This is a genomic window from Nocardioides caricicola, assembly GCF_039541135.1.
GTDB lineage: Bacteria > Actinomycetota > Actinomycetes > Propionibacteriales > Nocardioidaceae > Nocardioides > Nocardioides caricicola.
Map to the genome: position 1 here is coordinate 224,900 of NZ_BAABFQ010000010.1, position 23,980 is coordinate 248,879.

The window sequence follows — 23,980 nt, forward strand, 5'->3', positions numbered from 1 at the left end:
TGTCGGATGACCGCCGGCCCGCGCCGCGGGGCCAGGAGGCCGTGGTCGCCAGGCGCAGGGTGTTGGTGTGAGGACCGCCACCAACCGCGGGCACGACGACGAGCGGCCGGTCCCAGCGCCCAACGCGCGCGGGAGAATCGTCGGGTGCCGCCGCTCGATGACCTGCTCGCACGCGTCGGCGGCCTCCCGGCGGCGACCCGCCGGCTCCTGCTCGTGGCGGCGTGCGCGGCGCCGGAGGAGGACGACCTGCGGCTCTACCTCGCCGGCCTCGACGACGAGCAGCTCGGCGCCTGGGTGCCGGCCGAGGGCGCGGGCGTCGTCCGCATCGGAGCGCCGGGCGGTCCCCCGCTGACCTGGGCCGACCCCGCGCTGCCGCAGGCACTGCGCGACACCGCGCCGTTCGTCGAGAGGCGGGCGGCGCACCTGACGCTCACCGACGCCCTGGCGGTCCGGCCGGACCGGTCCGCGTGGCACCTCGCCGCGGCACAGCTGGGCCCGGACGAGGAGGTGGCCGCGCTCCTCGTGGACGCCGCCCCGGTCGCCGCGCAGCACGGCGGCCGGCCGGCGGAGGCGCGGCTGCTCGAGCGAGCCGCGGAGCTCTCGCTCGACCGGAGCCTGGCCGCGCGGCGCTACGTCCTGGCGTGCCGCGCGGCGAGGTACGCCGGCGACAGCGCCTGGGTGGCCCGGCTCGGTGACCGGGCGGTCGAGCTGGCCGACGACCCGTCGGTCTCGCTCGAGGCCTCGGTCGGTCTCGGCTGGGCGATGGCGTGCACGCTGCGCCAGGCCGACGCGGTGACGCTGCTGACCGCGAACGCGGTCCGCGCCGCCGGCACCGGCGCGCTCGACCTCGCGTGGTCCGCACTGCCCCCGGCCGCGGTGGCGGCGTACTACACCGGCCGACCCGACCTGCACGAGCAGGTGGCGGCGGCGTACGACGTGGTGCGGCTGGCCGATACGCCCGGGACCAGCGCCCGACCCCAGAGCCTGTGGCTGGCCGCAGCCCTCGACCCGGTCGGGGCCGCGGCGGAGGTGGGGGCGGCCATCGACGCCGTCGGCTCCGTCACCGACCTCGACCTGGAGGCGCTGAACCAGCTCGGCGGCGCCGCCTGGATCGTCGACCGTTCCGACTTCGCGCTCACGGCGTTGCGGGTCTTCCTGGACCGGCTGGGCCGGGTGCCGGAGCGGGGCTCCCATGCGCTGGTGACCGCCACCTTGGGCGTGGTGCTGCTCGACCTGGCGAGGTGGGACGAGGCGGAGGCCTTCTTCCAGGACTCCGAGCGCATCGCCGGCGACAACGGCATGGAGATGGTCCGCCGAGTCAGCGTGGCGCGGCTCGCGCACCTGGCCGCCGGCCGCGGCGACCGCGCCCGGGCCGAGGAGCTGGCGGCGCGAGCGGTCACGGGACTCGACCACGACCCGCGCACGTCCGCCGCGGTCATCACCCGGGCCGCGCGCGGGCTGGCCGCGCTCGGCGAGGGTGACGCCGACCGTGCCTACGACGTGCTCCGCCCGGTCGTCGACGACCAGGGCGCACCCGTCCACGAACGGCAGGCGCTCTACGTGATGACCGACCTGGTGGCCGCCGCGCTGCGCACCGGGCGGTACGCCGAGGCCGTCGCGGTCGCCGCCCAGCTCCGAGACCGCACCCGGGGCGGGTCCGCGCGGCTGCGGCAGCAGGCGCTCCACGCGGCCGCCCTGGTCGCGGCGGCGCGAGGAGCCGCCGCCGACCGGGCCGAGGCCGAGGAGGCGTTCCGGGCCGCGGTCGACGTGCCGGCCGGCGCGCTGTGGCCGTTCGAGCGTGCTCGCGTGCAGCTCGACCTCGGCATCTGGCTGCGCCGCGAGCGCCGCAAGACCGAGGCGCGCCAGCACCTCGTGGACGCGCACGACGCCTTCGAACGGATCGGCGCCGTGCCCTGGGCGCGGATCGCCGGCACGGAGCTGCGGGCCCTGGGGGTGCGCGGGGCGACGGACGCGGGCGGTCTGGCCGACCTCACGCCGCAGCAGCAGGAGATCGTCCGGCTCGCGGCTCGCGGCCTGTCCAACCCCGAGATCGCGGAACGGCTCGTGCTGTCGCCGCGCACGGTCGCGTCGCACCTGTACCGGGCGTTCCCGCGGCTGGGGATCACCGGCCGCGGCCAGCTGCGGGACGTGGTCGACGCGTGGGGTACCGACGACGAAGTGCAGTGAGGTGACTGATTCGCGGGGCACTCCGCTCGCGGAAGGCTGGGACGGCAAGCTCACCGTGAAGAAAGGGCATTCCGTGCCGTTCGTGACCACCTCTGACAACACCGAGATCTTCTACAAGGACTGGGGCTCGGGCAGCCCCGTCGTCTTCAGCCACGGCTGGCCCCTCAACGCCGACGCCTGGGACCGCCAGCTCAAGGCCGTCGCCGACGCCGGCTACCGCGGCGTCGCCCACGACCGTCGCGGCCACGGTCGGTCGACGCAGACCTACGCCGGCAACGACATGGACCACTACGCCGACGACCTCGCCGCGCTGCTGGAGGCGCTCGACCTGCGCGACGTCGTCCTCGTCGGCCACTCCACCGGCGGTGGCGAGGTGGCGCACTACCTGGGCCGGCACGGCTCGGCCCGGGTGCGCAAGGCCGTGCTGCTCGGTGCGGTGCCGCCGCTGATGCTGCAGACCGACGACAACCCCGAGGGCACCCCGCTGGCCGCGTTCGACGGCATCCGCGAGGGCGTGCTGCGCAACCGCTCGGCGTTCTACCAGGACCTGAGCATCCCCTTCTTCGGCGCCAACCGGGAGGGCTCGAAGGTGACCCAGGGCGACCGGGACCAGTTCTGGCGGCTGGGCATGCAGGCCGGCCTCGCCCCGGCGTACGACTGTGTCGAGCAGTTCTCGGCCGTCGACTACACCGCCGACCTCGAGAAGATCGACGTCCCGGTGCTCGTCGCGCATGGCGACGACGACCAGATCGTGCCGATCGCGGCCTCGGCGCTGAAGACCGCCGAGATCGTCAAGGACGCCACCCTCAAGATCTACGAGGGCGCGCCGCACGGCCTCCACGGCGACTTCGAGGAGCAGTTCACCCAGGACCTGCTGGCCTTCATCGCCGACTGAACGGCCACCCGGCAGCCCGGACGCCGGTCCCCCGCCTGAGGAATCAGGTCGGGGTGGCCGGCGTCCGACGTCGTACGACGAGCAGCGTGACGAGGCGCCAGCCGAGCATCGTGGCGGCGAGGAAGAGCGCGGCGACGACCAGGAACCCCGGCGCGAGTCCGCGCCCGGCGAGGGCCCGCAGGAGCATGCCGAGGGCGTAGGTCACCGTGAGGACGACGGCTCCCTCGGGCCAGACCCGGCGCACCGGCCGGCCCCGCCACGCCAGCAGCAGGTGGGCGAGGACGGCGGCGACGGCGAACGGCCAGGCGATCGCGAGCAGGACCCAGCCGGACTCGCCGGGCTCGTGCGAGCGCATGCCGCCCAGGGCGAGGGCGAGGACGCAGAGCAGGTCGGCGAGGAGGGGCACCCGCCCAGGATCTCAGGCACTGCTCGGGCGCGTGCTGCTGGACCCGGTTGGCAGGTGGGTGCAGGATGAGCGTGTTCCGTACGTCGCTCACCCAGGAGACCCCCGTGATCAAGAAGCTCGTCATCGTCCTCGCGCTCGTCGCCATCGGTGGTCTCGTCGCCAAGAAGGTCACGTCGAGCTGACGATCACCGGCTCGGGGGGCTCCCCCGGGTCACCCGGCCCGGTCGTGGACCCGACGGCCGGGAGCCGGATGCGGACCCGGGTCCCGGCGCCCAGCGCCGAGGACACCGCGATCGTCCCGTCGTGGCTCTGGACCACCGACTTCACGATGGCGAGCCCGAAGCCGGTGCCCGTGATCCCCAGCGCCTTGGCGTTGGAGGCCCGGAAGAACCTCGTGAACAGGTGGCCGACCTCGTCCGCGGGGATGCCGATCCCGGTGTCGCGCACCTCGAGGACCACCTGACCCTCCTGCTCGGTCACCAGACAGGTGATGGTTCCGCCGGGTGGCGTGTACTTCACCGCGTTGCTCACCAGGTTGGCCAGCATCCGTTCGAGGTGCGGCGCGGCGCCGCGCGTGACGACCGGCGTCTCGGGGACGTGGATGACGAGCTCGACGTCGGGCGGGGTGGCCGCCGACATCACCCGGTCGCACGCGGCTGCCAGGACCACCCGGACGTCCAGCTCCACGTGGACCTCTCGGGAAGCCCCGGGGTCCAGGCTGAACAGGGTGAGCAGGTCCGCCGCGAGCGTGCCCAGCTCGTCGCTGTTGCGATGGATGCCCGCCACGAGCCGCCGTTGCAGGTCCGACAGGTCGTCCGGAGCGTTCTCCAGCAGCCAGGTGAACCCGGCGAGACTGGCCAGCGGGCTCCCGAGCTCGTGGACGAGGGTGGCCACGAAGTCGTGCGCCTCGGTAGGAGCGACCAGGTCCTCAGCCGCTCGCCGCTCGCGGCTGATCGTCGACTCGCGAGCCAGCCGGCTCTGCGCGTTGCTGACGTAGGCGGCGAGCACGTCGGCCACGGTCGACGCGGCGTGCATCTCGTCGTCGGTCAGCGAGCCGGGCGACATGCGGTACAGGTCGAGCACCCCCACGCAGTCGGCTCCGGCGCGCATCGGGATGGCGAAGGCACCGGCGAGCCCGAGGGCTTGCGCGGCAGCGACGAAGTCGGGGAAGTCCACGCCCGACGCCAGGTCCGCGAGCGCGTACGACGTCATCGTGTCGCGGGCGATGACACAAGGTCCCTGGTCGAGAGAGCTCTGGAGGCGCTCGAAGCGCAGGGCGACGGCGTCGGACCCGGCAAGGTACTCGGGCGCGTCGGCCGTGGCGAGCAGGACGATGCCCACACCGTCGACCGGCAGCAGGTCCACAGCCTCACGCGAGGCCGCGTCGAGCATCGCCTGGACAGAGGTCTCCCCCAACATCGTCGAGGCGAACCTGCTGAGCACCGCGGAGAGACGGTCCATCGACATGACCCATCACGTGGACTGGACTCCGCGGGGTCTGGTCGGAGCGCCCGCCTGTCGGCGAGCGGCGGCTCGCGCCGCGCCGCTCACGCTACCGCACGAGCAGAACCGACCCGGTGGGCGTAGGCTGAGGTGACGTCGCGGACTTCCGTGGCGCGACGCAGATAGCGGTGGCGCTGGCGATGCACACGCACGATGACGGCCGAGCCCGGTCCGAGCGCAACGCGTGACAGGACGTGTCGAGTCGCTGTGCCGAGCGTGCCAGGTGGAGGCGAAGGTCGACGGGGTCGCCCTGTCGGTCCTGTCGAGCGCGGGAGTCCCGGAGACGGTGTTCGTCACCGATCCCCGGTCCCGCCTGGTCGAGGACCTGCAGTTCACCCTCGGGGAGGGCCCCTGCGTCACCGCGGCGAGGTCGCGGTCACCCGTGCTGATCGAGGACCTGCGGGCGATCACCGCCGCGACGCGACAGTGGCTGGCGTTCGTGCACGAGGCCGAGTCCTCGGGGATCTGCGCCGTCTTCGCGTTCCCGGTCCAGGTCGGGGCCATCGCACTGGGAACCCTCGGGCTGTACCGCGCGCGGCCGGGGCCGCTGGAGCCCGGAGAGCTCCGGGCAGCGTTGCGCACGGTCGACCACATGGCCTCTGCCCTGCTGGACCTCGGTCTTCCCGGTGGCGACGGGGTCCCGGAGGCGGCGTACCGCATGGAGGTGCACCAGGCCGCGGGGATGGTCATGGTGCAGACGGACAGCAGCATCGCCAGCGCGTTGGCGCGGCTTCGAGCGACCGCGTTCAGCGAGGGGGTCCCGATCAACGATCTCGCTGCCGACGTCGTGGCTGGGCGCCGTCGATTCTTCAAGGAGGAGCAATGACCGACCGTTCAGCCGAGGACAGCAGCGTGAGGCAAGGCCTCCGGGGCGCGCTGCTCTCCGAGCGCTTCGTGGCCCTCGCAGACACCCTGGTCGCCGACTACGACGTGGTCGAGCTCCTGGAAGGTCTCATCCAGAGCTGTGTCGACGTCCTGGACGTCGACGAGGGGGGTCTGCTGCTGGCCGACCAACGCGGCAACCTTCAGGTGGTCGCCGCGTCGAACGAGGCGACCCGGCTCGTCGAGCTGCTGCAGCTGCAGTCGGACGAAGGCCCGTGCCTGGAGTGCGTCGCGACCGGTGTGGCGGTCTCGGCACCGGACCTCTCGGCCGAGCGGGAGCGCTGGCCCACCTTCGCGTCGGCGGCGATCTCCGTGGGGTTCTCGGCGGTGCACGCGCTCCCGATGCGGCTACGTGACGAGACGATCGGCGCCCTGAACCTGTTCACCTCCCAGGTGCGACCCGGTCTGGAACCGGAGGACCTGCGCATCGCCCAGGCGCTCGCGGACGTCGCCACGATCGGGATCCTCCAGCAGCGCGTGCTCTCGCGGACCTCGCTGCTCGCCGAGCAGCTGCAGACCGCGCTCAACTCCCGGGTCGTCGTCGAGCAGGCCAAGGGAGTGCTCGCGGAGCGCGGACGCCTGGACATGCAGGCCGCCTTCGACCGACTGCGGCAGTACGCCCGCAGCCACAACGAGAGGCTGAGCGACGTCGCGGGCCGAGTCGTCCAGGGTGAGCTCGCCCCCGACACCGTCCTGGGCGCGCCACCGGCGGACTCACAGGGCTGAACGTCCACGGCGGACCCGCGCGTCTCACATGTCAGCGGGGCCGCCGGGCCACTGGGCATATCGTTCGGTCCGGCTGACCCCACACGACGACGGAGAGACCACATGGGTTTTGTGTACGCGTTCGCCAGCGGCAGCAAGGACCAGCGCGACCTGCTGGGCGGGAAGGGCGCGAACCTCGCGGAGATGACGAACCTGGGGCTGCCAGTGCCGCCCGGGTTCACGATCACCACCGAGGCCTGCCGCGCCTACCTCGCCGACGGCCACGACCCGGACGGCCTCGCCGAGGAGATCTCCGAGCACCTGGCCGCACTCGAGGAGACGATGGGACGCCGGCTCGGCCACCCCGACGACCCGCTGCTGGTGAGCGTGCGGTCCGGCGCGAAGTTCTCGATGCCCGGGATGATGGAGACCGTCCTCAACATCGGGCTCAACGACGAGTCCGTCGTGGGACTGGCGCGACAGAGCGAGGACGAGCGGTTCGCGCAGGACTCCTACCGCCGGCTGCTGCAGATGTTCGGCGCCACCGTCCTCGACATCGACGCCGAGCACTTCTCCAGCGCGCTGGACGCGGCCAAGGAGGCGCGCGGCACCGAGAGCGACCTCGACCTCGACGCCGACGACCTGCGCGCGCTGGTCGAGACGTTCAAGGCCATCGTGCGCGAGCAGGCCGGCCGGGAGTTCCCGCAGGACCCGCGCGAGCAGCTCGACCTCGCGGTCCGCGCGGTCTTCGACTCCTGGAACACCGACCGGGCCCGGCTCTACCGCCGCCAGGAGCGGATCCCGGACGACCTCGGCACCGCGGTGAACGTGCAGGCGATGGTCTTCGGCAACTTCGGCATGGACTCGGGCTCGGGGGTGGCGTTCACCCGTGACCCGGCCAGCGGGAACCAGGGCGAGTACGGCGACTACCTGCAGAACGCGCAGGGCGAGGACGTCGTCGCCGGCATCCGCAACACCATCAGCCTCGCCGACTTCGCCGAGGTCGACCGCCGCTCGCACGACGAGCTGCTGGGCATCATGGCCCGCCTCGAGCGGCACTACCGCGACATGTGCGACATCGAGTTCACCGTCGAGCGCGGCAAGCTCTGGATGCTGCAGACCCGGGTCGGCAAGCGGACTCCGGAGGCGGCGTTCCGCATCGCGATCCACATGGTCGACGAGGGCCTGATCCAGATGGACGAGGCGGTCACCCGGGTCTCCGGTGAGCAGCTGGCGCAGCTGATGTTCCCGCGGTTCGACGCCTCGGCCGAGCGGGTCCTGCTCGCGACCGGGATGAACGCCTCCCCCGGCGCCGCCGTCGGCAAGGCGGTCTTCGACTCCGACACCGCCGTGGAGTGGGCCGAGCGCGGCGAGGACGTGATCCTGGTCCGCAAGGAGACGAACCCCGACGACCTGCGCGGCATGGTCGCCGCCCGGGGCATCCTCACCAGCCGTGGCGGCAAGACGTCGCACGCGGCCGTCGTGGCGCGCGGCATGGGCCGCACCTGCGTGTGCGGCGCCGACGCGCTCGACGTCGACGCGAAGGCGCGCGAGTTCCGGACCCGCGACGGCGTGACCGTGCGCGAGGGCGACGTGGTCTCCATCGACGGCACCACCGGCGAGGTCTTCGCCGGCGAGGTCCCGGTCTCGGCCGCCCTGGTCGTGCGGCACTTCGAGGGCGAGCAGGTCGAGGACGACCTCGTGCACGCGGTGAGCCGGATCATGGCCCACGCCGACGGCGCCCGCCGGCTCCGTGTCCGCACCAACGCCGACACGCCCGAGGACGCCGCACGCGCCCGCAGGTTCGGCGCCCAGGGCATCGGCCTGTGCCGCACCGAGCACATGTTCCTCGGCGACCGGCGCGAGCTGGTCGAGAAGCTGATCGTCGCCGAGGACGAGGACACCCAGCACGCCGCCCTCGACGCCCTCCTCCCCCTGCAGCGCCAGGACTTCATCGAGATCTTCGAGGCGATGGACGGCCTGCCGGTCACGATCCGGCTGATCGACCCGCCCCTGCACGAGTTCCTCCCCGACCTCACCGAGCTGTCGGTGCGCGTCGCACTCGCCGAGGAGCGGGGCGACGTCGAGGAGCGGGACCGGGTGCTGCTGCGCCACGTACGCCGCCTCCACGAGCAGAACCCGATGCTCGGGCTCCGCGGCGTACGCCTCGGCATCCAGATCCCGGGGCTCTTCCGGATGCAGGCCCGCGCGATCCTGGAGGCGGCCGCGGACAGCGTCGCCGCCGGGATGCGGCCGCGGCCGGAGATCATGATCCCGCTGGTGGCCAGCGTCCGGGAGCTCGAGCTCGTCAAGGCCGACATCCTCGCCGTCGCCGGCGAGATCGAGGAGGCCCGCGGGGTCACCCTGGACTACTCGGTGGGCACGATGATCGAGCTCCCCCGCGCGGCGTTCCTGGCCGACCGGATCGCGAAGGAAGCGGACTTCTTCTCCTTCGGCACCAACGACCTGACCCAGATGGCCTGGGGCTTCTCCCGCGACGACGTCGAGGCGTCGTTCTTCGCCCGCTACTTCGAGCACGCGATCTTCGACGTCTCCCCCTTCGAGTCCCTCGACCAGCTCGGGGTCGGCGGGATGGTCGAGATGGGCACGAAGAAGGGGCGCAAGACCCGCCCCGACCTCAAGGTCGGGGTCTGCGGCGAGCACGGCGGCGACCCTCGCTCGATCCACTTCTTCGACCGGGTGGGTCTCGACTACGTCTCCTGCTCCCCGTTCCGCGTGCCCGTGGCGCGGCTCGAGGCGGGGCGCGCGGTGCTCCTCCGCCGCGCCGACGGCTGATCGGTCGGGGCTCGCCGGGCTCGATGACAGATACCCCAGGGGGTATCTGTACGATGGTGGCGTCCCTACGGGGATCCACCCCGACGAGAGGAGAACCCATGTCCGACCACGGCCAGGAGGTGCTGCGCGAGCTCACGCCGCTGCACCGCAACCTCCGACACGCGATCCCGGAGGTGTACCAGGGCTTCAGCGCGCTCTCCCAGGCGGCGTTCGCCGACGGCGCCCTCGACCGCCGCACCAAGGAGCTGATCGCGCTCGCGATCGGTGTCGTGGAGGGCTGCGACGGCTGCATCGCCTCGCACGGCCAGGCGGCCGCGCGCGCCGGCGCCACCCGCCAGGAGGCCGCCGAGTCGATCGGCGTCACGTTCCTCATGCACGGTGGCCCGGCGACGATCCACGGCGCTCGCGCGTACGACGCGTTCTGCGAGTTCGCGGACGCCGTCGAGGCCGGCGACGGGGCAGCCTGATGTGCCGCCCGGTCCGCTGCCGGACCTGCTCGAGGACGACCTGGGCGGGCTGCGGGCGGCACGTCGCGTCGGTCCGTGCCGGCGTACCGGCGGACCAGTGGTGCCCCGGGCACGATCGGGGTGAGCGCCAGGGCGGCCTGCTCTCGCGGATCTTCGGTCGCTGAGCCACCCGGCGCGCCGCCCGCGCCGGTTCCACGCCGGTCTCCAGTCGACCAGGCTCGGGCCACACAGCCGGGACCTACGCCTCTCGTGCGGCGGGCCGGCGGGCACGATGCTGGAGCCGAGGAGCGACGATGACGATCCAGGTCCCGCAGCCCGCCGGTCGGACCGACGCCGGCCGCCTCGTGGCGCACCACGAGCCCAGGCCGCTGCTCGCAGCGGTGACCATCTCGCTCAAGGTCCTCGTGGTCCTGGCGATGATCCGGGTGGCCACCGACCCGGACTGGGCCAACCTCGACGGGAAGGCGCCCGTGGCACGGGCGATCCTGTTCCCCGTCGTGGTGCTCGCCCTACCCACCCTCTGGGCGGTCACCCGGCGCAGCGACGCCTACCCGTGGGTGGCCGACCTGCTGGTCACGCTGACCGTGTTCGGCGACGTGGTGGGCAACCGGCTGGACCTGTACGACGCGGTGACGTGGTTCGACGACGCGATGCACCTCGCGAACGCGGCGATGGTGAGCGCGGCGTACGTCGTGCTGACGGTGGCACGGCCGGCCTCCCCCGCGGGTGTCGCGCACACCGCCGTCGCCGCCGGGCTCACCGCCTCGCTCGCGTGGGAGCTGTTCGAGTACGGGTCGTTCCTGACCAGGTCGACCGAGTGGTCCACGGCCTACTCGGACACCGTGGGCGACCTGACGCTCGGGTGGCTGGGTTCTGTCCTCGCTGCCGCCGTCCTGGTGATCGCGCGACGTGGGTCGTCGGGCACCGGCGGTCTCCTCAGTCGGACGCTCCGGAAGTAGCCGGCCCGCCGTGGTCGAAGTGGTGGACGACCGCGTCGTCACCCGGGTAGACCAGCGCCTCCCGGCCGGTGTCGGACCAGCGGACGACGTACGGCGGTGACCCGTCCTCGTGGCGGACCTCGACGATCTCGCCGTCGCGGACCGGACCTCCGACCTGCGCGCTCCGCACGATGAGCCGATCACCGACCGTGGCGAACATCGTCCTCACCTCTCCTCCGCGGGCGGGATCGCCCACCTCCAGGCTCGCGGACGGGGCGGACCGCGGCCACGGCCGAACGCCACGGACGGCCCGGGACCATCGCCGGCGCCGCCTCAGGACCATCCGCCCTGCCCGGCTCAGCGAGCTGCGGCGTCGTACGCCTCCGCGAGCCAGGCGCACAGCTCGTCATCGATCTCGTCGATGTCGCGGATCTCCACGTGATGCATCCAGGTGGTGGGCGCCGGGTGGGCCACGGACTTGAGCCGTGGGGAGACGACCTCCCGCGGGAGCGCGAACGACACGACGGCCGGCACGTCGCTGTCGACGTACTGGCCGGGACGCCAGACGTAGGCGAACCCGCGTCCGTGGTGGAACCCGACCTGGCTCTTCGTGGTCGTGACCGTCGCGTCACCCCACCCGTTCACCACCTCCTCGACCCGCCGGCAGATCGCGAGTCCGGCCGGGTGGCCGCGGAAGAGGTCCTCGGGGCCTCGTCGAGCGTCCTGTGCCATCCCGCGACGCTAGCGCCCGACCTGCGTCCAGGTGCGAGACCAGCCGCGCCGGAGGGGCCAACGTCCCGGACCGGTCGGGTCCGACGGCCGTTCCCTGCTCTAGCCCGCCGGAGGATGCTCGGTCGCAGGCGATTCGACCGCCGGCACCGGGAGGTGAGCATGAAGACTCGGACCTTCGACGAGCCGTCCGCGGGGGGCCGCGCGACCGCAGCCGCCCGGGTCTGGCTCGTCGCCGACGCCGCCGACCTGGGCGTGGCCACCCTCGGGGCCGAGACCAGCATCGGGACCGCGATGGACCTGACGCTGGCCTCCGGCCGCGGCCACGTGGTCGTCGTGGACGAGCGCGGGGCGCTCCTCGACGTGGTGCCGCTGGTCGTGCTCAGCACCGCCCTGCTCGCCGGCCTCCTCACCAGGTTCCAGCCGCTGGCCGCCGCGGTGGTCCCCGACGCGCCGGGGGTGGCCGCCGACGCGGAGCTCGCGGAGGCGGTGGAGGTCATGCTCGCGGCCGACCTCGACGCGGTCGGCGTGGTCGACCCACGGGGCCGGGCGGTCGGTCTGCTCACGTGGGCCGACGTCGGCCGGTTCGCGACCGCACCCGAGCACCTCGGGTCCTAGGTCCCGGGCCTGCGCGGCCTTCGACCATGGACGACGCGGCGCCCCGGCCTCACGATCGAGTCATGAACGAGGCCGCCGCGAGCATGGAGCACACGGACATCGTCGTGGGCGTGGACGGATCGGTCCACGCCGTACGCGCGGCGGACTGGGCAGCGGAGCAGGCACGTCTCGAGCGGCGTGCGCTGCTCGTGGTGAACGTCGGCGACGAGACGTCGCAGGTCGCGGTCGACCTGGCGGCCGCGCTGCGACGCAGGCACGCCGACCTCGACGTGCGGCCGCTGACCCTGCCCGGTGAGCCCCGGCAGGTGCTCCTCGACCTGTCCGAGCGGGCCGCGCTCCTCGTCGTCGGGTCCCGGGGCCGCGGCGCTCTCAAGAGCCTGCTCCTGGGCTCGGTCAGCGCCGCGCTCAGCGCGAGCGCCGCCTGCCCGCTGGTCGTGTGCCGCCCCGACGGGGAGCAGACGCCGGAGCGGGGTGTGCTCGTCGGCGCCGACGGTACGCCGGAGTCGGTGCCGGTGCTCGAGTTCGCCTACCGCCACGCCGCCCTGCACCACCTGCCCCTGACGGTCCTGCACTGCTTCTGGGACGCTGCCGCCGCGGTCGCCGAGTACCGCCGCGCGCGAGGCGAGGTCCACGAGCCGCCCGAGCTCGAGGACCTGCACCTCACCGTGGCGGAGTCGTTGGCCGGCCTGGCCGAGCAGTACCCCGACGTACCGGTGACGGTCACCCTCAAGCACGGGCTCGCGGACGAGGCCCTCGCCCCGCGCCACGACGGTTGGGACCTGGTCGTCGTGGGCCGGCACCCGATGGACTCGCTGTCCCGGCTGCTGGTCGGTTCGATCGCGACCACGGTGGTCGAGCGGTCCCGGTCGACGGTCGCCGTCGTCCCCCAGCAGAGCTCGGAGGCGTGACCGGAGGCCAGCCTCCGGCGCCCGACCCGGAGTGCGGTGAATGACGACATGGCGGCTCGGTCCCGGTCCTGGGGCGACCTGGTTCGGGTCGCCGCACTGGGTGTCGCCCTGGGTGTCGCCCTGGGATTCGTGGCCTGTACCGGTACGCCGTCGGACTCGCCGGACGGTGCGCCGGCCACGGCTTCGGCGACGCCCACGTCGACCCTCACGTACGCGCCCGGGCTGACGGCCGACCTCTACCTGCCGCGCGCCGGGAGGCGCGTCGCGCTGGTCGTGATGGTGCCGGGCGGCGGCTGGATGACGGCGGACCCCACCGGCTTCGCCGGGCTCGCCGCCGCGCTCGCCGCGGGAGGCGCCGCCGCGGCGCCCGTCCACATCCGGGCAGCCGAGGACGGCGTGACCTACCCCGCCCCGGTCGACGACGTCCTGTGCGCGGTGTCCGCGATCGTGCACGAGGTGCAGGCTCGCCGCCTCGTGCCGGACCCGGTCGTGGTGCTCGGCCACTCGTCCGGGGCACACCTCGCGGCGCTCGCCGTCCTGGCGGTCGACGACTTCGCGCCGACGTGCCGACACCCCGTCGTACGGCCCGACGCCTTGATCGGGCTGAGCGGGCCCTACGACATCTCCCGGGTCCCGGACCTGGCCTCCGCGCTCCTCGGCACCACCCCGGACGAGGATCCGGCCGGGTGGTCGAGCGCGAACCCGGTGGAACGGGCCGGTCTGCGGCCCGAGGTGCCCGTGCTCCTGCTCCACGGTGAGCGCGACGACCAGGTGCCCGTCGGCTTCACGATCCAGCTCGACGGAGCCCTGGAGTCAGCCGGACACCCGACGACGGTCGAGCTGGTGCCGGAGGCGACCCACGACACGATCTACACCGGCGACGTGTCGGCCGAGCTCGTCCTGGCGTGGCTGGACTCGGTCATCTGAGGACCATCGCCTCTCCTCCGCGCCGGAGCGCCCGCCGCTATCAGCCGCTGCGGTCCCCGGCCCGGCGCAGCGCCCCGGCCGCCGCCACCAGCAGCGCCGGCACTGCTGCCACCAGCCCGATCGACACCACCTGGACCGGGCTCACCGCCGTCGTGTCGAGCAGGTCGCGCAACGGCGCCCAGGCGACGCCGGCGACGAGCACCAGGGCGGCGAGCACGACCGAGCCCTCGACACCCCGGTCCCGCCAGCCCGCGCCCCGTCGCGGGGCGCGCAGGGCGAGCGCCAGCCAGAGTTGGGCGAGACCGAGCGACAGGAACACCGACGTCTGCTGGGCCGCGGTCCCGTCGACCGCGAGCGCCGTCGCGAGGGCGACCGCGGAGATGAGCACCGCCGAGGTCCCGATCTGGGGCAGCAGGCCGCCCAGGACCGACCGCTCGGGCGACGGAGAGGGTCGCGCCATGTCGCTCGGGTCGCACGGCTCGCCGCTGAACGCGACACCGGGCAGGCCGTGGGTGACCATGTTGATCCACAGGATCTGGCCCGGCTGCAGCGGCAACGGCATCCCGATCCACGGACCCACCAGCAGCACCAGCACCTCGGCGAGGCCGCCGGCCAGGCCGTAGCGCAGGAACCTGCGGATGTTCGCGTAGATCCTCCTGCCCTCCTGGACCGCGACGACCACGGTTCCCAGGTCGTCGTCCGCCAGCACGAGGTCGGCCGCCTGCCGGGCGACCTCGGTGCCGCGGTTGCCCATCGCGACCCCGATGTCCGCGATGCGCAGCGCAGGAGCGTCGTTGACGCCGTCGCCGGTCATCGCGACCACGGCACCCGTCCGCTGCCAGGCCGTCACGATGTCGACCTTGTCCTCAGGCCGGGTCCGGGCGTAGACCCCGATGTCCGCGATCCGCGCGACGTGGTCACCGCGCTCCACCTCCGCGCCGGTCGCCACTCCCGGCGCCCCGGCGGTGATCGACAGCTCGTCGGCGATGGCGCGCGCGGTCGCCGGATGGTCGCCGGTGATCATGATCGGGTGGATCCCGGCGGCCCGGCAGGAGGCGACGACCCCGCGTGCGGTCGACCGGGGAGGGTCGACCAGCGCGACGAGCCCGCGCAGCTGGAGCTCCGTCACGCGGGCGAGGTCGGGAGGGGGCGACGAGAGCGCGGCATCCGCCACGGCGAGGACGCGGAAGCCGCGCGCGGCCAGACCCTCGGCCTCGCGCAGCGCGACCTGCGCCTGTGCCGCATCGGCAAGGGCGGGGAGCACGGCCTCCGGCGCCCCCTTGCAGACCAGCAGGAGTCCGGTCGCCCCCTGGTGGAGCGTCGCCATCCGCTTCGACCCGCTGTCGAACGGCGCCTCGTCGACGCGCCGCCAGTCCGCGCCTGCTGCCGAGACACCGGGGTCGTGCTCCACGGCGGCGACCAGCAGCGCTGCCTCGGTCGGCTCGCCCCTGGCCTGCACCTGCCCGTCGACGGCGTCGGCGAGGTGCGCGTCGTTGCAGAGCACCAGGTCACGGACCAGCAGGGCCAGATCGGCGTCCGGCTCCCCGCAGGCCACGCCGACCGGCCGCTCCCGCCACTGCAACGGCGTCCACATCCCGGCGACACTCATCCGGCCCTCGGTGAGGGTCCCGGTCTTGTCCGAGGCCAGCACGGTGACGGAGCCGAGCGTCTCGACGGCAGGTAGCCGGCGCACGAGTGCGTGCCGGCGCGCCATCCGGAACGCCCCGAGTGCGAGCGCGATGGTCACGACGGCTGGCAACGACTCGGGGATCGCGGCGACGGCGAGGCTGACGGCCACCACCACCATGTCGGTGGCCGACTCTCCACGGGCTACCCCCGAGACCAGCACCAGTCCCGCCACGGCCAGGGTCAGCACCACCAGCTGGTGGGACAGCCGACGGAGCCGGGCCTGGAGCGGGGTCGGGCGAACTCCGGCCGCGACCACGGACGCGGCGATACGACCGAGCGCGCTGTCGGCCCCGGTCCGCAGCACCACCCCGTCGGCACGGCCGCGGACGACGACCGTGCCGGCCAGCACCTCGGCCCCACCGTCTCGGCCCACCGGCACCGACTCACCCGTCATCGCGGACTCGTCCACCTCGAGCCCGGACGCCCGGACCAGGCCGATGTCCGCGGGAACCACGTCGCCCGCGGCGAGGGAGACGTGGTCGCCCGCGACGATCTCGGGCGCCGGGACCCGCACGAACCTCCCGTCGCGCTCGACCGTGGCCATCGGGGCGCCGACGCGGTCGAGCGCGTCGAGGGCGTTGCCCGCGCGGACGTCCTGGACGACACCGATGCCCGTGTTCAAGACGATCACCGCCAGGATCAGGCAGGCGTCGGCGACGTCCCCGACCAGGGCGACGACGCAGAAGGCGCCGAGCAGCAGCAGGATCATCGGGTCCCGCAGCTGTCCCGCCGCGAGCCGTACCGGGCCGCGACGCGGTCCGCGCGGCACGAGGTTGGGGCCGTCTCGCGAGAGTCGGTCGGCCGCAGCCGCCGAGGTCAGCCCGATCCGGGTGCTCCCCTGCCCTGCGTCCATCGAACGTCCTCCCCGGTGCTTACCCCGGCACAACCCCCGCAGCTCCACGTGCGGGGGCCGTGCACTCCGGCCGACCGCCAGACGGTGATCCGACCGCGCCCGGTGCGTGACCGGGACCTTCATCGAGGCGACCGAGCTCGACGCTGCGCTGAAGGGCCACGTTCGTGATACCTCCCTCTACCGGCCGTCCTGCCTCCATGACACCGCGCGCCGGGTCCGATCGTCAGGGGACAAGGTCCCTCGAGACCGCGGTCCCCCGACCCTGCCGGGAGGCGCCCGGCTCGCGCACCGTGGAGTCGCGGGCACGCTCACGAGCGCTCATGCGGGACAGCAGGTCCGTCGGCTACGGCAGCTGGACGTAGCCGTTGCGCATCTTCCAGAGGAAGTACTTCTCGAACCCGAGCTTCATCCAGTGCGCCTGCGGACCCGGCACGAGGATGCCGTGCTTGCGCGGCGGCAGCATCTTGTCGGCGAGGATGATCACGCCGTTGTTGCCGGCGTCCATCACGCAGACCGCCGGGATGTCGCCGAACGGCTTCTCCTGTGTCGGCTGCTCGCCGCGCACCTGCAGGGCGATGTTGTCCGCCGCGACCGCCGCCTGGGCCTCGGTCGGGAACCCGGTCTTCGGGATGCCGACGGGCACCGCGGTCGTCCACGGTACGTCCACCGCCGCCGCGACCCCGACGGCGTACACGTCGTCGAACTTCTCGGTCTGATAGGTGTTGCGGACCCGGACGAAGCCCTTCGCGTCTGTGAGCCCGTCACTGCCGACCAGGAAGCCCTGGCCGAGGAACGGCGGCACGACCATGCCAAAGGCGAACTGCAGGGTCTCGCCACCATCGAGCACGAGCGCCCCGTCCTCGACGTGGTCGATCGCGGTGGCCAGCCGGGTCTCGATGCCCTGCTTCCTGAGGAACATCCCGAGCAGCTGCTCGCCGTGCGGCAGGCCGCCGATGCCGAAGTGCCCGAGGAACGGCTCGGCCGTCACGTAGGTCAGCCTGACCTCCTTGCGGAGACCGGCCTTCTTCAGCTGGTAGGCGGTGTTGAAGAGGAACTCGTACGCCGCGCCGAAGCAGCCGGCGCCCTGGGTCGCGGCGATCACCACGTCGCCGGGCTTCTCGAGGAACGCCTGCCAGGCGACCGCCGTCTCCTGCGCCTTCGGAAGCGTGGTGATCGTGCGGGCATGCTCGCGGAACCCGGGGACGACGTCCTCGTCGTTGCGGTAGCCGGTCGCGATCACGAGGTAGTCGTAGCGCCGGATCTGACCGTCCGACGTCGAGACGGTGTGGTCGACCGGGTCGACGCCGATCGCCGCGGCGTGCACGAACTCGATGCCGTGCTCGTCGAGCGTCGGCTCGACGGGGAAGGTGATGTCGGGTGCGTGCCGCTTGCCGAACGGCAGCCAGATCAGGCTCGGGGTGAAGAGGAACCGGTCGCTGTCGGACACGACGGTGACGTCGACGTCGCCGGCCAGCTCGTGCTTCACGCGGAGGGCCGCGGTCAACCCGCCGAAGTTCCCTCCCAGGACGATGACCTTCTGGCGCATGACGACTCCTCTCCTCGGTCCTGACTCCGGTGTACGCCGGCCCGCGCCGCACGGCGAGGGCCGAAGGACCCGCTCGGACCGGTCCGGAGTGCTCACCGGGCGACGCCGCCATCGCCCCGAGGCCCGGATGCCGGGCCTGTGCTGCGATCTCGATGAGTTCCGAAGAGATCTGCCCCGAGGAGATCAGGGCGAGGGGCTACGCGTCGTACTCGGGCGGGTAGCTCGGCCCGGCGTGCTCGATGTCGGCGTCGGCGGTCGGGAAGAGCAGCGTCTCGAGCCCGGAGTCGGACCAGCGGACCCAGAACGGGGGGTGACCGTCGGGGTGGTCGCCACCGACGACCTCGGCCACACGCACGGTGGCGGGAAGCGACCGCACGATGATCCGGTCACCCTTGAACGCGTACATCCACTGTCTCCTTCGTGTCGGGCACGGTCGGGCGGTCCGACCGGCCGAGCGCCATCAGCTGCACCACCCGCTGGCGGTCGAAGTCGCGGGCCGCGCCCGCTCCGACCACCCGGCCGAGGTAGAGAACCGCGATCCGGTCTGCGACCCGGAAGACGTCGTTGAGGTTGTGCGAGATCATCACGACCGCGATGCCCTGGTCCGCGAGGCGGCGCACCAGCGCGAGGACGACCTCCGTCTGGGAGACCCCGAGTGCCGCGGTCGGCTCGTCCATGATCAGCAGCCGGGTGTGGCGCAGGACCGCACGGGCGATCGCCACCGACTGACGTTGGCCACCGGAGAGCAGGCCGACCTTCTGCCGCAGAGAGCCCAGCGTCGTCACCGAGAGCGACCGCATCACCACGGCGGCCTGGATCTCCATCTCGTCGGTGTCCAGGCGGACGCCCCGGTGCAGCTCGCGGCCGAGGAACATGTTGTCGACGACATCGAGGTTGTCGCACAGCGCGAGGTCCTGGTAGACGGTCTCGATGCCGAGCTCGGCCGCGTCCCGCGGCCGGCGCAGCTCGACGGGCTCCCCGTCCCACAGGAGTCGGCCGCTGTCCGGGACATGGATGCCCGAGATGCACTTGATCAGGACCGACTTGCCGGCGCCGTTGTCGCCGGCGAGCGCGGTCACCTGTCCAGGGAAGACGGACAGGCTGACGTCGTCGAGGGCATGGACGTTGCCGAACCGCTTCTGGAGGTGCTCGACCTGGAGCAGAGGCGTCGGCGACGCGGCGACGAACCCGTCCATGGCCCGCCCTACCGGTCCTGTCGCTGCGGCCATCCGGCGCGCACCAGGAGCGCGTCGTACGCCGCCGGATCCCGGCGCTCGATCTCGTCGAGCAGGACCGCGCGCTCCTGGACCAGGGCCAGCACGGCCTCCGGCTCACTCGCGTGTGCCCGCAGCTGCCGGGTCGTTCGGAGCCAGCACGACTCGAGGTCCCCGCCCGACAGACGGGCGGCCTGCTCCCAGTCGCCGAGCCGGCGACCGGCCCGGTACTTGCCGAGCACCCAGGCGACCCCGGCCGGGCAGGTCACGCCGAGGAGGGCCGGGACGGCCAGCCACGACGGCCCCAGCAGCACCGGCAGTCCGAGCATCAGCGCGGCGCCGGCGCCGAACCAGGCCGTGAGCTCACGCACCATCCGCCGGCGTCGGGGCGGGTCCTCGATCCAGGCGTAGCCCGCCACGGCTCCCGCCGCGGCCACCACGCCGACCGAGACGATGGTCGCGAGCCAGCTGGCGCTGGCGCCGCTGGCGATGAACGCCACGAGCGCCAGGACCGAGAAGATCGTCCGCCACAGGGTCCGGTACGTCCTCACAGCTCCACGCTCCTCCCCATCAGCTGTGACCGGGAGGGCCGTTGGACTCACCCGGCCGGGACCTCCAGCCGGGATGTCGCGGCGGCACCGTGCCACGGTGTGGGTGAGGCCGGAGCGGTCGTCGCGGCCACTCGCGCGTGTGCTCGCCGTCCTCGCCGTGTTCCCGTTCGTGGGTGTGGACGAGCTCTACCGGCTCGTCCGGCGCACGAGGAGCTGACGACGCCCGGGCCGAAGGTCATCGGCCCCCGCGGACCAACCGCCCTGCCGGATCGCGGCCCGGGGCGGGACCGTCGCTGCCATGACCAGCCCCACGCTCTCGTTCCTCGGCGGCGCCGGCACGGTGACCGGCAGCAGGTTCGCGGTCTCCACCGGCGAGAGCGACGTCCTCGTCGACGCCGGGCTTTACCAGGGACTGGCCGAGCTGCGCCGGCGCAACTGGCACCCGTCCGACCTCGACCCGGCCGCCCTAGACGCGGTGGTCCTGACGCACGCCCACCTCGATCACTGCGGCTACCTGCCGCACCTGGTCCGCGAGGGCTTCACGGGGCCGATCCGGTGCACCCCGGAGACGGCGGAGCTCGTCGAGATCGTCCTGCGCGACAGCGCCCACCTCCAGGAGGAGGACGCCCGGCTGGCGAACGAGCGCGGCTACTCGAAGCACCGGCCGGCCCTCCCGCTGTACGACCTGGGGGACGTCGAGCGCACCCTGCCGCTGCTCGCGCCCGTCGCCTACGAGTCCAGGGTCGACCTGGCGCCGGACATCACCGGGCTGCTCACCCCCGCCGGGCACATCCTCGGCTCGTCGTGCGCGCTTCTGGACGTCGCCGGGCACCGGATCGTCTTCAGCGGCGACCTCGGCCGCGGCAACCACCCGCTGATCCGGCCCGCCGGGCCACGCCCCGCCGCGAGCACGGTGGTCGTCGAGTCGACGTACGGCGACCGGCACCACGAGCCCGCGGATCCGGAGCTGCTGGCCTCGGCCGTGCGCCGGACGGTCGCGCGCGGCGGCTCGGTGCTGATCCCGGCGTTCGCGGTCGACCGCACGGAGCTGGTCCTCATCGAGCTGCACCGTCTGATGAGCACCGGTCAGATCCCGCGGGTCCGCGTGCACCTCGACAGCCCGATGGCCCTCGCCGCACTCGCGGTCTACCGCCGGGCGTTCGCGGGAGCTCGGAGGTCGGGGCCCGACCTCCGGACCGCGATCGGCGAGCTGCATCTCGAGGCGGTCGCCGACGCGGCCGCGTCGATCCGCCTCAACCAGCCGACGGAGCCGTGCATCATCATCTCGGCCTCCGGCATGGCCACCGGAGGGCGCGTGGTCCACCACCTCGCCCACCAGCTCCCCGACCCGCGCAACTGCGTCGTGCTCACCGGCTACCAGGCCGTGGGCACCCGCGGCCGGCAGCTGCTGGACGGTGCCCGCGAGCTCAAGATCCACGGCCGGTACGTCCCCGTGCGAGCCGAGGTCGTGGACGTACCGACGTTCTCGGTGCACGCCGACGCCGACGAGCTGATGGCCTGGCTCTGCTCGGCCCCCAGCGCTCCCGACGTCGTGTACGTCGTGCACGGTGAGCCCCAGTCGTCGGCGGCGCTCGCGCGCCGGATCCGCACCGACCTGGGCTGGCTGGCGGTCGTCCCGAGACTCGACGAACGGGTCCGCCTCGACTGACGCCTCGGTCCGGGACGTTCGTCCCGGACTTGGTCGGCGTCGGACTCTCCCGCCGGCCTCCGGTGCGGAGGACGATGGGACCAAGGTCAGAACATCGTCGAGGAGGTGCACCATGAACGACGCCCTCAACCCTGGGACCATCGTGGTGGGCGTGGGCGCCCACGACACCTGGCAGGACGCCGCCGACTGGGCCGCCGACCAGGCCGCCCTGGAGAACCGGGCGATCACGCTCGTGCACGTGCTCGGTCCCGACGAGCAGCTCTGGCACGACCCGCAGGGTCGCGACCGGCGGATCGGTGTGCCAGCCGGCCCACCGAACTCCGACCTGGTGCTCGACCAGGCCCGGGCGCGCGTCGCGACCCGGCAGCCTGACGTCCCCGTCCGCACCACGCTGTGCGGCGGCGGGGTGCGCGGCTCCCTCCAGACGACGGCGCGCGAGGCGCGCCTGCTGGTCATCGGCTCGCGCCAGCACCGGACCCTGTGGTCGGTGCTGTTCGGGACGGTCGCGACCGGGGTCGTCCGGCGCCCGCCCTGCCCCACGGTCGTGGTGCACAGCACCCGCCGTGGCCGGACCGGCGACGGCGTCCTGGTCGGGATCGACGACACCGAGCACTCCCTCGCGCCCCTCCGGTTCGCGTTCCAGCAGGCGTCGTGGCGGCAGCTGCCGCTCAGCATCGTGCACGTCGCGACCGAGTCCCTCTACGGAGTCCCCACCGACGAGGTCGAGCAGCGCCTCGCCATGGCCGAGACCATCGCGGGCCTGAGCGAGGAGCACCCGGACGTGGAGCTCCGGACGGCGATCGCGCGCGGCGTGCCCTCCGACGCCCTGCTGCGTGCCGCCCGCGCCATGGACCTGGTGGTGCTCGGGTCCCACCACCGGCACCCGGTCACCGAGCTCCAGCTCGGCTCGGTCGTGGCCCCCGTGGTGGAGCAGGCGACCTGCCCCGTCGTGGTCGTGCCCGACGTGCCGGTCGCGGTCGGGGGGACGTCATGACCGGCATCCCGTCTCCTGCGATCCTGACGGCGTACGACTGCTGGCGCCTCCTCGAGCACGAGGAGATCGCCCGGGTCGCCTGGGCGACCGGCGACACGGCCGCCGTCGTCCCCGTGAACTTCACCGTCGTAGACGGCGCGCTGTGGTTCCGCGTGCACCCGTCCTCCGCCCTCGGCCAGCAGTGCCGGGGTGGGCGGGTCGCGGTCGAGGTCGACCACCTCGACGGCAGCGACCGCTCGGCCTGGAGCGTCGTCGTGCAGGGCACCGCCCAGCCCGTCGACATCCACGACGTCCCGGACCAGGCGATGGAGATCCGGCTCTGGCCGGCCGGCCCGTTCAGCATGTTCGTCCGGGTCGAGCCCGACGAGGTGACCGGACGCCGTCTCTGACCGCCTCTGACCGGCGGCTCCGATCGACAGCGAGCACGTCAGCGAGTCACTTCATGGCCTGGCCCTCGGCCTCGAGGGCCAGGGGCGGCGCGTCCGGGACCTGGCTCGGCGGCACGACCATCACGGGGCAGGCCGCGTGCCGCAGGGCAGCACGCGCCGTACCGCCCAGGTGCACGGCCGCCGGGACACCGTGCCCGCGGCGCACGATCACCAGCAGGTCCGCCTCCCGCGACGCGGCCACCAGGGCGTGGGCGGGCCGGTCGTGCACGATGCGCACGGTGGCCGCGACGTCCGGGTAGGCGACCAGCCACGGGTGCAGCAGCTCCTGGACCTCCGCCGTCCCCTCGCGCTCGACCTGCTCGCGGGCGACGCGGCCCTCGATGATGTCGTCGTAGGCGCTGGGCAGGTGCCACGCGTGCAGCACGACGAGCCGGGCGCCGCGGACGTCGGCCACCGCGAACGCCTGGCCGAGCACCGCGGCGGCGTGGGCCGGCGACTTCACGCCGACCACCACGACGCCGCCGTCCGGCTCGGTGACGCCGCGCTCACGCCACTCGGGAGGGACCTCGACCACCGGCACCGAGGCCCGCGCCGCCACCCGCGTGGCGGTGTCGCCGTCGACGAGGCGGTACCCCACCGGGCGGTCGTCGCGGCCGACGACCAGCGCCCGGGCGTCCTCGGCCGCGCGCAGCAGCTCGGCAGCGCGGGTGCCGTGGCGCAGCCGCGTCGTGGGCTCGACGGCGGTGCCGAGTGCCCGCACGTCCGCCACGGCCCGGGCGAGCACGGCCGCACCGGAGGGCGTGAGGTCCGCCGGGACCATCGGGACGAGCGGCGAGACCGCGACGAGGTCCGGCAGCACGTGGACCAGCTCGAGAGCGGCGCCGGTACGACGGCACTCCTGCACCGCGTAGCGCAGCGCGCCGCGGTTGGTCGCCGTGCCGTCGACGCCGACGACCACAGACCCTCGGGTGCTGATGGCGTTCATGGTCTCCTCCTCAGCCGAGATGGCTCCTCACCTCCATGCTCGACCGGCGCCGGCCGGCGCTCCAGGGACCAAGGGCCCCGAGGCGCGAGGCCGATCGGCGCGGCGCCGCACCTCGGCCGTGGGCCGGAC

The 23,980-nt window shown here is 73.5% G+C and carries 23 protein-coding genes; 13 read left to right on the top strand and 10 right to left on the bottom strand.

Annotation, left to right across the window (positions count from 1 at the left end):
- Positions 1 to 144 precede the first annotated feature (144 nt).
- Positions 145 to 2,187 carry a helix-turn-helix transcriptional regulator gene (locus tag ABD875_RS21950; RefSeq protein ID WP_345182351.1) on the top strand — a complete coding sequence of 681 codons (2,043 nt, stop codon included), beginning with the start codon at positions 145 to 147 and terminating at the stop codon, positions 2,185 to 2,187.
- A gap of 82 nt (positions 2,188 to 2,269) precedes the next feature.
- The gene (locus ABD875_RS21955; protein WP_345182353.1) at positions 2,270 to 3,082 is read left to right on the top strand and encodes an alpha/beta fold hydrolase; all 813 of its coding nucleotides are present in this window, start codon (positions 2,270 to 2,272) and stop codon (positions 3,080 to 3,082) included.
- Between the two features lie 43 nt (positions 3,083 to 3,125).
- Here the strand turns inward: ABD875_RS21955 and ABD875_RS21960 are convergent, their stop codons facing one another.
- Both ABD875_RS21960 and ABD875_RS21965 read right to left on the bottom strand, forming a co-directional pair.
- Positions 3,126 to 3,488 (bottom strand): DUF3054 domain-containing protein, encoded by a 363-nt coding sequence (locus tag ABD875_RS21960; RefSeq protein WP_345182356.1) that lies wholly within the window; start codon positions 3,486 to 3,488, stop codon positions 3,126 to 3,128.
- Positions 3,489 to 3,656: 168 nt separating this feature from the next.
- Positions 3,657 to 4,949: a GAF domain-containing sensor histidine kinase gene (locus ABD875_RS21965; protein ID WP_345182358.1), complete on the bottom strand. Its 1,293-nt coding sequence runs from the start codon at positions 4,947 to 4,949 to the stop codon at positions 3,657 to 3,659.
- 226 nt (positions 4,950 to 5,175) lie between these two features.
- Between ABD875_RS21965 and ABD875_RS21970 the strand changes: the two genes are divergently transcribed.
- The 5 genes from ABD875_RS21970 (at position 5,176) to ABD875_RS21990 (ending at position 10,800) form a co-directional block, all read left to right on the top strand.
- Positions 5,176 to 5,817, top strand: a complete 642-nt coding sequence (locus tag ABD875_RS21970) for a GAF and ANTAR domain-containing protein (RefSeq protein ID WP_345182359.1) — start codon at positions 5,176 to 5,178, stop codon at positions 5,815 to 5,817.
- A complete protein-coding gene (locus ABD875_RS21975; protein WP_345182361.1) occupies positions 5,814 to 6,599 on the top strand; it encodes a GAF and ANTAR domain-containing protein in 786 nt (261 codons plus the stop codon). Before ABD875_RS21970 ends, ABD875_RS21975 begins: the two co-directional genes overlap by 4 nt.
- Positions 6,600 to 6,701: 102 nt before the next feature.
- Positions 6,702 to 9,374, top strand: a complete 2,673-nt coding sequence (gene ppdK / locus ABD875_RS21980) for a pyruvate, phosphate dikinase (protein ID WP_345182363.1) — start codon at positions 6,702 to 6,704, stop codon at positions 9,372 to 9,374.
- A gap of 98 nt (positions 9,375 to 9,472) precedes the next feature.
- Entirely contained in the window at positions 9,473 to 9,841 is a 369-nt protein-coding gene (locus ABD875_RS21985; RefSeq protein ID WP_345182366.1) for a carboxymuconolactone decarboxylase family protein, read from the top strand.
- 293 nt (positions 9,842 to 10,134) lie between these two features.
- Complete coding sequence (locus tag ABD875_RS21990) at positions 10,135 to 10,800, top strand: DUF2238 domain-containing protein (protein WP_345182368.1); 666 nt, start codon at positions 10,135 to 10,137, stop codon at positions 10,798 to 10,800.
- Here the strand turns inward: ABD875_RS21990 and ABD875_RS21995 are convergent.
- Both ABD875_RS21995 and ABD875_RS22000 read right to left on the bottom strand, forming a co-directional pair.
- Positions 10,778 to 10,999, bottom strand: coding sequence for a DUF1918 domain-containing protein (locus tag ABD875_RS21995; RefSeq protein WP_345182370.1), 222 nt, complete (start codon positions 10,997 to 10,999; stop codon positions 10,778 to 10,780). The genes ABD875_RS21990 and ABD875_RS21995 overlap by 23 nt on opposite strands.
- Positions 11,000 to 11,136: 137 nt before the next feature.
- Complete coding sequence (locus ABD875_RS22000) at positions 11,137 to 11,511, bottom strand: DUF5655 domain-containing protein (RefSeq protein ID WP_345182372.1); 375 nt, start codon at positions 11,509 to 11,511, stop codon at positions 11,137 to 11,139.
- Positions 11,512 to 11,670: 159 nt separating this feature from the next.
- On the opposite strand from ABD875_RS22000, the gene ABD875_RS22005 reads away from it, so the two are divergent.
- From ABD875_RS22005 to ABD875_RS22015, 3 genes are all read left to right on the top strand, one after another.
- The gene (locus ABD875_RS22005) at positions 11,671 to 12,126 is read left to right on the top strand and encodes a CBS domain-containing protein (protein WP_345182374.1); all 456 of its coding nucleotides are present in this window, start codon (positions 11,671 to 11,673) and stop codon (positions 12,124 to 12,126) included.
- A 62-nt stretch (positions 12,127 to 12,188) separates the two neighbouring features.
- A complete protein-coding gene (locus ABD875_RS22010; protein WP_345182376.1) occupies positions 12,189 to 13,034 on the top strand; it encodes a universal stress protein in 846 nt (281 codons plus the stop codon).
- A gap of 48 nt (positions 13,035 to 13,082) precedes the next feature.
- Positions 13,083 to 13,961, top strand: a complete 879-nt coding sequence (locus ABD875_RS22015; RefSeq protein ID WP_345182379.1) for an alpha/beta hydrolase family protein — start codon at positions 13,083 to 13,085, stop codon at positions 13,959 to 13,961.
- 40 nt (positions 13,962 to 14,001) lie between these two features.
- On the opposite strand, the gene ABD875_RS22020 is transcribed toward ABD875_RS22015, so the two are convergent.
- The 5 genes from ABD875_RS22020 to ABD875_RS22040 form a co-directional block, all read right to left on the bottom strand.
- On the bottom strand, positions 14,002 to 16,503 hold the full coding sequence (locus ABD875_RS22020; RefSeq protein ID WP_345182381.1) for a cation-translocating P-type ATPase: 2,502 nt from the start codon (positions 16,501 to 16,503) through the stop codon (positions 14,002 to 14,004).
- A 343-nt stretch (positions 16,504 to 16,846) separates the two neighbouring features.
- Positions 16,847 to 18,049, bottom strand: a complete 1,203-nt coding sequence (locus ABD875_RS22025) for an NAD(P)/FAD-dependent oxidoreductase (protein ID WP_345182383.1) — start codon at positions 18,047 to 18,049, stop codon at positions 16,847 to 16,849.
- 196 nt (positions 18,050 to 18,245) lie between these two features.
- Complete coding sequence (locus ABD875_RS22030) at positions 18,246 to 18,455, bottom strand: DUF1918 domain-containing protein (protein ID WP_345182385.1); 210 nt, start codon at positions 18,453 to 18,455, stop codon at positions 18,246 to 18,248.
- Positions 18,436 to 19,245, bottom strand: coding sequence for an ATP-binding cassette domain-containing protein (locus ABD875_RS22035; RefSeq protein ID WP_345182387.1), 810 nt, complete (start codon positions 19,243 to 19,245; stop codon positions 18,436 to 18,438). Before ABD875_RS22035 ends, ABD875_RS22030 begins: the two co-directional genes overlap by 20 nt.
- Before the next feature lie 8 nt (positions 19,246 to 19,253).
- Entirely contained in the window at positions 19,254 to 19,814 is a 561-nt protein-coding gene (locus ABD875_RS22040) for a hypothetical protein (protein ID WP_345182389.1), read from the bottom strand.
- Positions 19,815 to 20,112: 298 nt separating this feature from the next.
- Between ABD875_RS22040 and ABD875_RS22045 the strand changes: the two genes are divergently transcribed.
- The 3 genes from ABD875_RS22045 to ABD875_RS22055 all read left to right on the top strand — a co-directional run bounded on the left by ABD875_RS22045 (position 20,113) and on the right by ABD875_RS22055 (position 22,866).
- The gene (locus tag ABD875_RS22045; RefSeq protein WP_345182391.1) at positions 20,113 to 21,483 is read left to right on the top strand and encodes an MBL fold metallo-hydrolase RNA specificity domain-containing protein; all 1,371 of its coding nucleotides are present in this window, start codon (positions 20,113 to 20,115) and stop codon (positions 21,481 to 21,483) included.
- 112 nt (positions 21,484 to 21,595) lie between these two features.
- A complete protein-coding gene (locus ABD875_RS22050; RefSeq protein WP_345182393.1) occupies positions 21,596 to 22,477 on the top strand; it encodes a universal stress protein in 882 nt (293 codons plus the stop codon).
- The gene (locus ABD875_RS22055; RefSeq protein WP_345182395.1) at positions 22,474 to 22,866 is read left to right on the top strand and encodes a pyridoxamine 5'-phosphate oxidase family protein; all 393 of its coding nucleotides are present in this window, start codon (positions 22,474 to 22,476) and stop codon (positions 22,864 to 22,866) included. The genes ABD875_RS22050 and ABD875_RS22055 overlap by 4 nt, the downstream gene beginning before the upstream one ends.
- Before the next feature lie 46 nt (positions 22,867 to 22,912).
- Here ABD875_RS22055 and ABD875_RS22060 read toward each other — a convergent pair whose 3' ends face one another.
- Positions 22,913 to 23,851, bottom strand: a complete 939-nt coding sequence (locus tag ABD875_RS22060) for a universal stress protein (RefSeq protein WP_345182397.1) — start codon at positions 23,849 to 23,851, stop codon at positions 22,913 to 22,915.
- Between the last annotated feature and the right edge of the window lie 129 nt (positions 23,852 to 23,980).